Raw genomic sequence first — 12288 nt, 5'->3', positions numbered from 1 at the left:
CGGTTCACAGGGCGGGTTCTTCTTCCTCACCCGCCGCCCGAGCCCAAAGGAGGACAGTATGGAAATCTGGATCAATCCCGACTGTTCCAAGTGCCGCTCCGCGCTGTCCGTCCTGGACGCAGAGAAGGCCGAGTACACGGTCCGCCGCTACCTGGAGGACCCGCCCGACGAGCGGGAACTCCGCGAGGTGCTGACCAGGCTCGGCCTCGAACCCTGGGACATCACCCGGACGGGTGAGAGCGCGGCCACCGAGCTCGGCCTGGCCGACTGGCCCCGTACCCCCGAGAGTCGTGACCGCTGGATCCAGGCGCTGGCCGCCCATCCGATCCTCATCCAGCGGCCCATCATCACCGCCGACGACGGACCGGCCGTCGTCGCCCGAACGGAGGAGGCCGTCCGTTCACTGCTTCCACCCGGGTAGGCACCGGAGAGCAATGCTTGAGACCTAGGTCATGTTCCTGGTTTGGATCTAGATCTTCGGATTCTGCCCCTCTTCGCGGTTGGGCGACTCCCGCTTGAGGACAACTCAACGCCTGCTATCGAGGGCGACCGGAACCGGGATTTCCGGGCCTCGGCATGCTCCTGCCGGGGCCCGGCGCGCAGCGGACACCCCCGCGCCGAGGAAGGGGGCGGCCCGGGGGTGCTGGTGGATGATCAGCCGAATTTGGGAGCCGGGGCCGTGGCGTTGAGCGCCGTCACGATCGTCTCCTCCTCGTACCTGAAGTGGGACTCCAGCTGGTTCGCCAGCCGCTCCAGGTCGGTGCGCAGCTGCACGGAGTCGCTTTCACCGGGTACGAAGCTGTCGACGAGCTGCTGGATGTCGTCCTGCAGCCGCGCCACCACCTTGTGCTCCTCGCCGAGCTGCGTCAGTGCCGGAGCGAGTGCGGGGAACTGCTTGGCCAGCATCGGGAACACGGCCATGTCCTCGCCGCCGTGATGCTTCTTCAGCGCCCCGCAGAAGTTCAGGCAGTGGGTGCGCATCTGCTGGGCGAGGTCCGGCGACGTCCGCTCGATCGTGTCCACGCCGCCCTCGATCGCCTGGTCCGCCTGGGCGCGGAGCGTCTCGAGCTCCTTACGCAGCCAGTCGTGCACCTCGACGATCCAGTCGCCCATGCCCTTGACCCGCTCCTCGCCGGGCTTGGGGCCGATCCGGTGCAGTACGACGACCGGGATCTCCCGGGTCGTCTTGGCCTGGTAGTCGGCGTACCCCGGCGCCTCGGTGATCACGCGGTCGAAGAGCTTGTCACGCTCCTGGGTCGGCGGGATGGCGGCGATCGCCTGATAGGTGTCGCCACCCGTCTCGACCGTCACGATCGGGTTCTTGCGGATGTTGTGGTACCACGCGGGGTGCTTGTCGGCGCCATTCGAGGACGCGACGACGATCCCTTTTCCGTCGAATTCGAGATACCCCAGGATGCTCTCCCGTCGCAGGCCGCTCTTGGCTCCGACGGTCGTCAGCACGGTCAATGTCCAGCCCTCGAACATGCCGCTCATCTTCCCGTTGTTCGCCCGAAACTCGGCGATGACCTGACGCTGGAACTCATTGACGTCGAAGCCCGCCCAGGTCTCGGCCTGTTCCTTGCTCATGCACTGCCTTTCCGTGTCGATTGATCGCGAAGAAGGGCCACGCCACCGGAAATCGACACAGAAATACCCCGCATGCCTACGCAATGAAGATGGGCGCAGCAATCCCAGGACAGGGATTGACAAGCTGCGAGAGACGGAACGTGCCGACCTCTGCAATGGCTGAGTAGCCGCTACCTCCATGCGTAGGCCCATACGGGGCTCGGTGAGACCGTAACACCGTCCCCGCTGATCGAGCAACGTCACGTTGGCGGGTGCAACCGGGAGCCGGTGGACCGGAGTTGGGCCTGATCTCGAGTCAGCTCCCTAACGGACCGAACTCGCCTATCGGCAGGAACGGCTCGATCAACATCCACTCGTCATCCGTCACTTCAGACCGCGTCACACCAGCCTGCTACCAGCACGAACCGCGAAGAGGGGCAGAATCCGAAGATCTAGATCCCAATCCGCAACATCATGATCTCAACCCCGTACTGGCCCTAGGCGGCGTAGTCAACGATCAGCAGGAGGTCAGACAAGGATTCACCAGCTCATGGTGATTGGTGAGTTCTACGAGAGTAGGACCCACTCTGGCGCGGTATGACCTGACTTCGACACCAGTAAGGGATCGAGGGAACGGTGGAGAGGACCTTGTCAGCTGTGGTGGCGGTGTTCGCGGCCGCCGTGGTGCTGACGGGCGGTTGCGGCGGCGGCGGCTCGCCCGCGCAGGCACAGCCGGTCATCACGCCAGCCGGCAAGATCGTCCCGGACAAAGGCAGCGGGGACCTTCCCGAGGCCACGGCCAAGGTGGGTCTGGACTGCCAGACAATGCTGGAAAACCGCGATTTCGCGTCGGCGGCCACAAAGATGGATCAGGTGGCGTCCGCCGACGACAGCACAGACAGCGAAAAAGCTATCGCGCAGATCTGCGCGGCGGCGGCGAAGGCGAACATGAGACACTATCGCGAGGCGCTCGAAAGCATCGACGCGGCGGAAGAGAATCTCTCCGATCTTCCTCCTGAGATGCGCTCGCTACTGTCGGAACTTCGCTACCACACAGAGCTGATCAGCGCCGCTGCCGTAGGCGAGTACAACAGGGCCCAAGAGGCCCTTGCCCGCCTCCTGGAGCTCGGACACAAACTGGGCGACTACGTCAGGGACGCGTGCGCGGTGGCGTCCGATCCCGCCGCTCTCCCGGAGTGCACGACGGCCACGCCTTCAGCCACCATGACCGAGTCCCCGTCGGGCAAGCCGAAAACACCAGTGACGTCCCCACCCGAGGACTCCACTACCAGGCCGACAGGCGACACCACCACCCCCACCGGCGGCGCTAGCAAGTCACCCAATGAAAGGAAGTCCGTATCGCCGGACGTTGATGACGATGGCCCGGCGCCAAGCTAGGCGTGGAATGCCTCCGCCCATGAACACATCCGCACGTAACGACGGCGAGGCCGGTCAGGACTTCACCCGCGTGTGGCCCGTCCTCGCCCACATCGTGACACCGACCACCTTGGTCACGGCGATCATGATGTATTTCGGAGCGGTACGCACCAACGCCATGTACGGGCGCCTCGGTGTGGATTCGAGCATGCTGGGCCTGCCCTTTCAGGAGTACGTGCTGCGCAGCGTCACACTGACCATTGAACCGCTGGTGCTGGTCCTGGTCGTGGCCCTGATCGCTCCCCCAGTGCACGTATGGCTGACCCGGTCCGTCGCTGGGCATCACACTGCCACGATGCGGATGGTTGCGATAGTGGCTGTGCTCGGAGTCGCGGGCGCCATGGTAGGCGTCATGGGGATGGCCGGCTGGGTGGGACTTCCGCCCTTCGTCATGCCGATCTGCCTGGGCCTCGGCGTCTTCGTACTGGTCTACAGCGCTTCTCTGTACCGCAGGGTCAACCCGCAACGAACGACCTCCCCCACGGACCAGATCGTCCAGCGCACGGTCTGCGCGGTGCTCCTCCTGCTCCTGCTTTTGTGGTCGGTCACGGAGTTCGCGGAGCAGCGGGGATGGGAGGCGGCCGACCAGTACCGGGCGGACCCAGGCATGCTACCGAACACGGTGGTATATGCGACACGACGTCTGTATTTGGAGGGTCCCGGGATTACAGAGACCACGCTGCCGGACCCGAACGCGATGTTCCGCTACCGATACACCGGCCTGCGCCTGCTGATCCATTCGAACCGGCGGTACTTTCTCCTCCCCGCCTGCTGGACGACGAGCCCGTGGGCCCGAGCGATAGCCCTTCCTGCCGACGATTCGCTGCGGCTTGAGTTCTTCTTGATCAACGTATTGCCGGAATGCCCACATGGGCAATGAGGACAGCACTTGACCCGATAGGTCTCGGCCTGCCCTTGAGAAGCGTGTCACCAGGTACACAGTGAGAATGGCAGTGGCGCCACCGAGCGAGACCTGTACGACCAGGTCAGAGACGCCGTCAAGAGCATTGGACCTGACAGGGAAACGCCCGTTTCCTGTCACATCAGCGATCTCGCCCAGGTGCTCCGCGTCGACGCTGGTCGGCGATATCCGGCCTGGCAGGGTTCCGAGGGCTGGGGGCGGGTCCCGGCGATTCGACGGTTGTCAGAGGGTGAGTTGGCGGGGGTGGGTGATCTCCCGGGCTGTGGTGGCCGCCGCTTCCATACGGGCCAGGGGGTCGGCGTCGGCGAGGGTGTCGAAGGACAGCCGGGTGAGGTCTTCGATGCGCTGGATCGGGACTTGGTAGGTCTTGTAGGCGCCGTAGGAGAACTCCGCGGGGGCGGTTTCCAGGCCGTCGATGAGGTGGTCTTGGCTGAGCAGGTAGCCGGTGGCCGACAGCTCACCGTTCTGTTTGATCATCGCCACGACTTTCCAGTATTGGCGGGGCAGCTGGACGCCGCGGTAGGGGTCGTCGTCGGCGGCCAGGACCGGGCCGGTGAAGACGGTGGCTTTCAGGTCACGGGTGTCGGCGTTGTCCAGGATGTAGTCCTCCAACCCGGCCCAGGTGGTCTGGTTCTGGTTGAAGTCCTTGTGCTGCGGGGTGCAGTTGGTGAAGTGGAAGGTGTCGTCGTTGCCGGACTTGGCCACCACGTTGCTGGCCCCCCACGCCGGGTCCAGGCGGCGGACCAGGTGGCCGCGGTCCAGAGGGTTGTCGCGGTAGACCTCCTCCCCGGCCTGTTCGCTGTCGGGCAGGCGGGGGTCGAAGATCCAGCGGTCGGGGTCACGGCGGATACGCAGGCTGGTTGCGCCGTCGATGTTGACCGCGGTGAAGAAGGCCAGCCGCCGCTGCCGGTTCATCACCACGCTGAAGTGGTGATAGTTCAGCACGTGCGCCTGCCCGTCCGCCTGCCCGTCGCCAGCGTGCCGGTTGAGCGCCGCCAGCGCGACGAGATCGGGGGGCAGGGCGGGCAGCGGCACCCGAGGCCCGCCGGGCAGGAAGTCCGGGTCGTAGCCGCGGCGGCCGGCATAGTCCGGATCGATCCGGATCGCCTCCGGCGCAGCTGCGGCCGGCCCGTCCGCGGCTGCCGGCTCGCCGCGGAGTCGGATGTCGAAGGGGACCGTCAGCGTCAGTGTCAGCGGCACCTGCCCGGCGGCCGGCCGCCCCACCGGCTCGGCCGGCTCGATTGCTCGGGTGAGTGACCGGTCGGTCAGAGCGGTCACAGTCGGTGGGGCGGGCGGGAGGCTGATGCGTTCGGTGAACAACCGGTCGACCAGGGCCTGCTGGGCCGGCGGGAACGGCTGGCCGCGTAGGAAGGCCAGCAGCCGGCTGACCCGCACCCCTTCGTTGATGACGCCGCCGAACGCGTCGTGGTCGGGGGCGGGGATGCCGGCGTGGTGCAAGGCCACGATCTCCCACTGGTCGTTGAAGACTGGGGAGCCGGAGGACCCAGGCTCGGTGTCGGTCTGGTAGTGCAGGAACAACTCCAGGATGTCGACGATCCGGTTTTCCCGCAGGGCGACCTGTTTCTTCTCCCCGCCCGGATGCTGGATGATCGTGACGAAGTCGCCGACGATGGCTTTGCCCTCGGACGCCACCAGCCGGTTGAACCCGAACCGGGCCAGCTCGCCTGTGCCGGCCTTCACCGCCACCAGCGCGAAGTCCAGCTCTTGGTCGGCGAAGAAGAACCGGCCCGGATCCAGGGAGAAGCCCTGCAGCGGGAGTGGCCGTCCGTCGAGGCCGTCCTGGTAGTCGAACTCGACGCCACTGCGGCCGGCCGTGCGGGCATCAGCGAGCACGTGCTGGTTGGTGAGCAGCAGGTCCGGGGAGACCAGCGATCCGGTGCCATAGCCGGCCAGCCGCCCGCGCGCGTCCCGGACGACCACGCGCCCGACCGCCCGCGCCGCCGTCGCCCCGCCTTCCAGGTAGCCGACAGGCAGCAGGTCGTTGGTTTGGATGATCCGTTCCAGCACCGCCGCCGCCGCTGTCACGGCCGCCGGTTGCGCTGCGGTTATCGCTGTGGGGTCGATCGGGCGGATGTCCCGGTAGTGGCGGCTGAGTCGATCGATGCGGGCGGCCACCCGCACCGGCTCATCGGCTCGGGCGATCCCGCCCGGCTCGGCGAGCACGGCGATCTTCCGTCGGCGCTGCTCGCTCCTGTCGGCTACCCGCGCGGCCACATCCTCCTGCAACCCGGCGGGCGGTCCTTCAACCGAATCCATGCCCTGCCCCCATCCCGCCGCCCCCGGCCGGCCTCGTCGCTTTCCTGGTGGGGGCGTTATTCCCCGACCGGTATCAAGTAATTCTCCCAGGAATGGGCTGGTTGTGGGGGCTGGCCAAGGTATGCCGGAAACCTGCTACGCCGCAGTAAACCCCGGATTTACTGCGGCAGAGCCCGAACGGCCCCCACAATGACGACGCCTATCTGACCGCCGCCGGAATCGGCGCCCCCTCCCGGAGCTCCACCGGCCCGCCCCCTGTCACCCACACCCGACCAGCGCCCGCCACCACCCCGCACGATGCGTTACCGGTGAGCGGCCCCACACCACTCCACCGCCCTCGCTGCGCTTTTCTCCACGTACTACGCCGCGCTTTTCAGCGGCGATCAGCCAGGCGCGACGCAGGTACCGATCTCAAACACTCGTACATCACCTGCGCGGACGCGACCGGGCCCGACAATCTTGGTTTCCCCGCAGCGCGTTCGCGATCTCCGCTGAGGAACGGAGCACTTAGCTCCTCCGTTGGTGGCGCAGATAGACGCCGAGCAAAACGATACTCAGCAGAGCCTGAATCGCGAGCGAGGTCGGTGTCACAGCCAGCAGCAGCGGCGTACTGCCGAGAGCGGCCAGATCTATTCCCGTGATCGCCCACAGCACGGGACCGGTGGGAATCCCTCCGGAGCCGAGGTCGATGACGGGCATCGCATGGTTGATCGCACCACGCTGCGCCATACGCAGGGCTCCCGCGGCAAGGCCGGGAGCCATCGCCAGACCGTACAAGCAGCTCCAAATGGGCATGAACCCCGCGATGGACAACAGGACAAAAGCCAGGCTGACCCAGAGGAAGGCGAAGACGGCAGGCATCACAGCCCTCGCGGCGGACCACTTCATGGTGAACAGACGGGCCAGTTCGGGGTGCTGAACATCCCAGCGTGCCCCGGCGGCCGCCGTTGTCGCCGCGGCCAGGCCTCCGCAGAAGAGTACGATCATGGCCAGGCCGGTCGTTCCCCCGGCGAAGCGGACGAGGACCGGCAGTGAGATCAGGGCCGCCAGTACGGCGAGTCGGCCCGGACGGCGACTCAGCATGCGCGCATCCGACCGCACCATCGCCAGTCGACCGGTAACCGGCCAGGCGCGTGAGCGCAGCCGTTTGGACCGCCAGAACCGTTGCTCGGCGATCGACGTCAACACAGCGGGTTCGAGGTTGAAGGAAGCGGCGACCAGCGTGCCCATCCGAATCGAAGTGTTCAAAAGCGCGCGCGAAGGGAAGCTCGACAATGCCTGCCACGCGTGCCATGCCAGGAACGCCGCGACCACCGGAGCCGAATACGCGATCAAAGCGATGGGCAGACCGGGAAGGGCCGGACGCAGCAGGATGAGCAGCCCCACCACCACGGCCAGGAGAATCACGGTGAGCCGAAGCCAGTCGTACCTCGCTTCGGCCGCCTGAAGCAGCACAGCCGCCGAACCCGCGGCGATCGCGACGGAGACGCCCAGGGACACACAGGCGATCACATCCTGCGGCCTGCCGAACACGGCCGTGCCCAGGGAGCTCAAGGCCAGTCCCGCGACCGTCAAGGACGCGAGGAGCACCAGCGCGTTACGGGCGAGTACCCGGCGGCGATTCAGCGGGGAAAGAATCAGCCACCGCATATCAGCGGGCGACGCCACCACCGGCCCCACCCATGCCAGGAGCATGAGAAGGCCGGCCAGAAGGGCCAGAAGGAGGGCCAGCCCTCTTGCGGGGTCGGCCAGTCCGGCCCCGCTGAAGAGCCAGGAGGTGAACCGGACGAGCTGCGGGACGCCGATCGCGGCGGCGAACCCCACGGCGATCAGCCAGTAATACGTTCGCTGCCAACCCGACTCCCGGACCGGTCGGCGACGCCGGGTCAGTTGAGCAACCGTCGTCAAGCGCCGTCCCCTCCGTGGAGTGTGACCATACGCGCCCCTGCGGACTCGGCGAGCCGCACGTCGTGTGTCGCCATCACGAGGGTGCCGCCGTCACCGGCGTACTTCGCGAGCAGGCCGCCGAGGCTATGGCGGAAAGCCTGGTCCAGTCCCTGCTCCGGCTCGTCGAGCAGGAGTAGACGGCTCGGCCTCGCGAACATCGCGGCCAGCGACAGCCGTTGCCGCTGGCCGGTCGAGAGCATCATCGGTGCGACGTCGGCTCGGTCGGACAGACCGAACATCTCGAGCAGCACCTCCGGTTCCAGGCATGAGCCGTCAATCGGCGCGTGGATCTTTCTGACCAGTTCCAGATGCTCACGGACTGTAAGCCACGGGTACCACGCCTGTTCGTCCGTGACCAGACCGACATCGCGCCAGAACGCCGCGTCATCCCTCAGTGGAGCGCCGAAGACTTGAATCTCTCCCGCCGCCACCCGCTGGATACCGGCGAGGCAGCGCAGCAGGGTCGATTTCCCGACACCGTTCACACCCGTCAGCGCGACGACTTCCCCCTGATCCACGCTGAGGTCGAAATGGTCGAGTACCGTGAAAGCGCCTAATGCAACGCACACGCCTTTAACCGTGATCACCGGCACCCGGTCGTCATTGACTTTGGACCGCACTACTCGGGGGACCCGGGCCATCGAGCTCCAATCTTCCGAAGGGACCGGCTGGTCCGGCTGGACCGACGACTGGGCGCCCTTTCCGCCAATGACATCATCGACTTCCAGATATGGCCGGGCACAGGCTCAGTGCACGATCATAGGATGGGGCGGCCTATGGCGTTACAAGCTCCTCCCGGGGGTTCGCCGTACTGCGTCGAATCCCCTGGGCTACGCCGGCGGTGGCGAGTGCCAGGGCCACCAGCAGCGCACTGACCCACAGTGGCGAGCGGTAACCGAGTCCCGCACTGATGGAGATCCCGCCGAGCCAAGGACCGATTGCGGCGCCCACGTTGAACGCGGCCGTGGCGAACCCCCCGGCCAGGGTCGGCGCCTCGGCCGCCGCGTAGAGCACCTGCGAGATCAACGTCGACCCGACGGCGAACGAGAGGGTCCCCTGGACGAAGACGAGCACTATCGCCGCCACCGGGTTCCCGGCGGTCACCGCGAATACCGTCCAGCCGATGAGCAGGGCCACCCCGCCGGTCACCAGGAGTGGAATGGGTCGCACGTCGGCCATTCGGCCGCCGATGGTGACACCGAGGAATGAACCCAGCCCGAAGAGCGCCAGTATGGCGGGCACCCAGGTGGATTCGATTCCGGTGACGCCGGTGACCAGCGGTGCGAGGTAGGTGAACGTGCAGAACGTCGCGCCGTTCACGAGGGCCCCCAGTAGCAGGGTCGCCACAAGCCGCCGGTCGCGCAGTGAGCGCAGTTCCCCGCGCGCGCTCGGGTGGGTGGATCCGGGGTTGCCGGCCGGTACCGACCGCAGGATCGCGATGATGGCCGGCACCGACACGATGGCCACCGCCCAGAACGCTGAGCGCCATCCCCACAGCTGACCGAGCAACGCGCCGGCGGGGACGCCCACGACACAGGCGATGGTGATGCCACCGAGCAGGATTGAGGCGGCGCGGCCCTTGGCGTTCGGCGCGACCATATCGGTGGCGGTCGCCAGGGCCACCGCCAAGAAGCCGGCGTTGGCCAGCGCCCCGACGATCCGGGTGGCCAGCAGTACTCCGTAGCCGGTGGTGAGCGCGCCCAGGACATGGACGAGCAGGAAAGTGATCAGGAAGGTCAGGAGTGAGCGACGTCGTGACCAGCGCAGGCTCAGAATCGCCATCAGTGGCGCGCCGATGACCATCCCCACCGCGAACGCCGAGGTCAGAGCTCCCGCAGTGGGGATGGACACGTGCATGTCCCGTGCGATGCCCGAGACGAGGCCGGACAACATGAACTCGGACGTTCCCTGGGCGAAGACCGCCAGTCCGAGCAGGTAGATAACGAATGGCATGACAAAACTCCGCAACCACATTGTGGGTCGGTAAGGAAGCGGTGGGCCGCAGCGGCACCCGCATCGACGTCGGAGAGAACGACGGTCCGATCGGGGGCGCGGCCATTCCGCGAGAGACCCTGCCGACGTCACGGAGGTGACGTTCGGCCCAGGTCGAGCACAGCCCGCTCTACGGTGATCCGGTGGCGGTGGTCGCAGACAGCAGTGATCGCGGCCTCATTGGCCGCGAAGCTTCAACGCGACGACGTGAGTGGCCACCGGACGACCGGTGGCTAGCGTCTGGACGCCTCGGGGCTGGACATACGCGAAAGCTAGCAACGCCAAACGCATCATGTCCAGTTGTTTGGCCGCGAGCTCATCGGGCGGTGTTGATCTCCATACCCAAGAAACGATCTTCTTCGTCGCCGTCCGAATCGGCGGACGTCCCGATGCGCGGCCGGAGTGTCAACCGGTGATGGTGCCCAGTGCCGAGATGAGGTAGAGGCCTCCGGCGGAGGAGACCGCGAGGCCGGCGGCGGCCGGGGCCCAGGTCATCGCGGTGGAGGCCAGTGACCACCTGTGGGTTCCGTGGGCCAGCAGGGTGTAGCCGCGGATCGTCACGACGCCCACGCCGGTCAGGGTGAGGGCCATCCCCACGCCGAAGGCGGCGACGAGCGCGACGGCGTCGAAGGCACGGCCGGTGAGCAGCCCGCTCATCAGGACGATGAACGCCGAAGGGGAGGGCAGCAGGCCGCCGGAGAGGGCGAGCGCGACGAGGCCCCGGCGTGACCAGGGATCCGGCCCGTCCTCGACCTGATGCCCGTGCCCGTGGCCATGTCCATGTCCATGTCCGTGCCCGTGCCCGTGTCCGTGCCCGTGTCCGTGCCCGTGTCCGTGCCCGTGTCCATGTCCGTGGCCATGTCCATGTCCATGTCCGTGCCCATGTCCATGTCCGTGCCCATGTCCATGTCCGTGCTCATGCCCGTGCTGGGTCTGTGTCTGGCGCCGACGTCCTCGGAGGTGGCGGTAGATCAGATGGATGCCGACGCCGATCGTGACCAGGCCGGCCAGCACCTGCATCCAGGCGGTGACGCTCTCGGTGCCGAAGCTCGCGGCGCTGCTCAGCCCCACCCAGGCGAACGCCAGCACCAGCACCGAGAAGGTGTGCATCAGCGCGACGATGACTCCCAGGCGCAGCGCGTCGCGGTAGTTGCCCCGGGTGCCGACCAGGTAGGCCGCGGTGACGCTCTTGCCGTGGCCGGGGGCGACCGCGTGCATCGCCCCGGTGACGAGGGCGACGGCCAGGACCACCCAGAAGACGCCCCTGTTGTCGAAGAGCGAGATGAAGCGGCTCTCGAAGCCGCTGAGCTCCGTCATGATCGCGTGCCTGTCGTGTCTGTCGTGTCTGTCGTGTCTGTCGTGTCTGTCGTGTCTGTCGTGTCCGTCGTGCCCGCCGTGTCCGTCGTATCCATCGTGCTCGTCGTGCCCGCCCTGCGCCGGGTCCGCAGCATGACGAACGCGCCCGCCCCGGCCAGTAGTACGGCGGAGCCGACGGCGACGCTCGTCGTCTGCCCGGACATGGCGTTCCCGCCCGAGCCGGAGAAGCTCAGACGCTGGGTGCTGACGGCCTCGGTGAAGAGTGCCTGCTTGGGGGTGGCGGGCGTGTCCGCGACGAGCATCGTCCGGTACGCCGTGTTGAGGTCGGTCAGGGCGGCGACGGTCACGTCCACCTCGGTCACCGGGTTCCGGCAGTCGAAGACGAACCGGGCGCCGTTGACGAGCAGCGCCCGGAGTTCCGCCAGCAGGCTCTCGCACGGCTGACCGGCCTGGGCGACAGTGATCTTCTCCAGCAGGTAGTCGCGGAGGGCCGTTGAGCGCTCCAGCTTCTGCTCACCGGTCAGCTCCGTCGAGACGGTGCCGGTGGACGGGTCCTCGAACGCGCCGAGCGACTGGCCGAGCGCGACCCAGTCGTCCTCGGCGGGGAGCCACGAGATGGTCACGCGTGAGCCGTCGGCCTCGATCCGCGCGGTGGACGGCGGCCCGAAGGGGTGGGCGGCGGCCGGGGTGGCCCAGCCGGCCAGGGCGCAGACGAGCAGCGCGCCCGCCAGCGCACGGGCATGGGTCTTCATGGATTTCCTGTCCGACGAGGCTCCGGAACGGCTCTGGCGTGTCCGGGGTACGGGGCCGCGGTGATGGCGGCCCCGTAC

Annotated in this window: 10 protein-coding genes; 3 read left to right on the top strand and 7 right to left on the bottom strand. The window is 67.2% G+C overall.

Translation table 11 applies throughout. The features are described 5' to 3' along the window. Positions 1–58 precede the first annotated feature (58 nt). Positions 59–421: an arsenate reductase family protein gene (locus tag OG884_RS01320; RefSeq protein WP_326641273.1), complete on the top strand. Its 363-nt coding sequence runs from the start codon at positions 59–61 to the stop codon at positions 419–421. A gap of 233 nt (positions 422–654) precedes the next feature. On the opposite strand, the gene OG884_RS01315 is transcribed toward OG884_RS01320, so the two are convergent. Next, positions 655–1587 carry a nitroreductase/quinone reductase family protein gene (locus OG884_RS01315; RefSeq protein WP_326641271.1) on the bottom strand — a complete coding sequence of 311 codons (933 nt, stop codon included), beginning with the start codon at positions 1585–1587 and terminating at the stop codon, positions 655–657. A 627-nt stretch (positions 1588–2214) separates the two neighbouring features. On the opposite strand from OG884_RS01315, the gene OG884_RS01310 reads away from it, so the two are divergent. Together OG884_RS01310 and OG884_RS01305 are read left to right on the top strand one after the other, a co-directional pair. Next, positions 2215–2964, top strand: a complete 750-nt coding sequence (locus OG884_RS01310; RefSeq protein WP_326641269.1) for a hypothetical protein — start codon at positions 2215–2217, stop codon at positions 2962–2964. A 19-nt stretch (positions 2965–2983) separates the two neighbouring features. After that, positions 2984–3883: a hypothetical protein gene (locus OG884_RS01305; protein ID WP_326641267.1), complete on the top strand. Its 900-nt coding sequence runs from the start codon at positions 2984–2986 to the stop codon at positions 3881–3883. Between the two features lie 264 nt (positions 3884–4147). Here the strand turns inward: OG884_RS01305 and OG884_RS01300 are convergent, their stop codons facing one another. The 6 genes from OG884_RS01300 to OG884_RS01275 all read right to left on the bottom strand — a co-directional run bounded on the left by OG884_RS01300 (position 4148) and on the right by OG884_RS01275 (position 12210). Beyond that, positions 4148–6202: a DNA/RNA non-specific endonuclease gene (locus tag OG884_RS01300; protein WP_326641265.1), complete on the bottom strand. Its 2055-nt coding sequence runs from the start codon at positions 6200–6202 to the stop codon at positions 4148–4150. 507 nt (positions 6203–6709) lie between these two features. Next, on the bottom strand, positions 6710–8110 hold the full coding sequence (locus tag OG884_RS01295) for a DUF6297 family protein (RefSeq protein WP_326641264.1): 1401 nt from the start codon (positions 8108–8110) through the stop codon (positions 6710–6712). Continuing rightward, entirely contained in the window at positions 8107–8742 is a 636-nt protein-coding gene (locus OG884_RS01290) for an ABC transporter ATP-binding protein (protein ID WP_326641262.1), read from the bottom strand. Before OG884_RS01290 ends, OG884_RS01295 begins: the two co-directional genes overlap by 4 nt. 181 nt (positions 8743–8923) lie before the next feature. Next, positions 8924–10102, bottom strand: a complete 1179-nt coding sequence (locus tag OG884_RS01285) for a Cmx/CmrA family chloramphenicol efflux MFS transporter (protein ID WP_326641260.1) — start codon at positions 10100–10102, stop codon at positions 8924–8926. A gap of 444 nt (positions 10103–10546) precedes the next feature. Next, positions 10547–11458, bottom strand: a complete 912-nt coding sequence (locus tag OG884_RS01280; RefSeq protein ID WP_326641258.1) for a nickel/cobalt transporter — start codon at positions 11456–11458, stop codon at positions 10547–10549. Continuing rightward, on the bottom strand, positions 11455–12210 hold the full coding sequence (locus tag OG884_RS01275) for a hypothetical protein (protein ID WP_326641256.1): 756 nt from the start codon (positions 12208–12210) through the stop codon (positions 11455–11457). The genes OG884_RS01280 and OG884_RS01275 overlap by 4 nt, the downstream gene beginning before the upstream one ends. Between the last annotated feature and the right edge of the window lie 78 nt (positions 12211–12288).

This window comes from Streptosporangium sp. NBC_01755 (assembly GCF_035917995.1).
Lineage (GTDB): Bacteria > Actinomycetota > Actinomycetes > Streptosporangiales > Streptosporangiaceae > Streptosporangium.
Note: the sequence above shows the minus strand (reverse complement) of the source record. Positions and strands in the feature narration are given on the sequence as shown.

What these genes read in the sequence shown, in the direction of transcription:
- OG884_RS01320 (WP_326641273.1), top strand. Translation starts at nt 59, where the DNA reads ATGGAAATCTGGATCAATCCCGACTGTTCCAAGTGCCGCTCCGCGCTG.
- OG884_RS01315 (WP_326641271.1), bottom strand. Translation starts at nt 1,587, where the DNA reads ATGAGCAAGGAACAGGCCGAGACCTGGGCGGGCTTCGACGTCAATGAG.
- OG884_RS01305 (WP_326641267.1), top strand. Translation starts at nt 2,984, where the DNA reads ATGAACACATCCGCACGTAACGACGGCGAGGCCGGTCAGGACTTCACC.
- OG884_RS01300 (WP_326641265.1), bottom strand. Translation starts at nt 6,202, where the DNA reads ATGGATTCGGTTGAAGGACCGCCCGCCGGGTTGCAGGAGGATGTGGCC.
- OG884_RS01285 (WP_326641260.1), bottom strand. Translation starts at nt 10,102, where the DNA reads ATGCCATTCGTTATCTACCTGCTCGGACTGGCGGTCTTCGCCCAGGGA.
- OG884_RS01280 (WP_326641258.1), bottom strand. Translation starts at nt 11,458, where the DNA reads ATGACGGAGCTCAGCGGCTTCGAGAGCCGCTTCATCTCGCTCTTCGAC.
- OG884_RS01275 (WP_326641256.1), bottom strand. Translation starts at nt 12,210, where the DNA reads ATGAAGACCCATGCCCGTGCGCTGGCGGGCGCGCTGCTCGTCTGCGCC.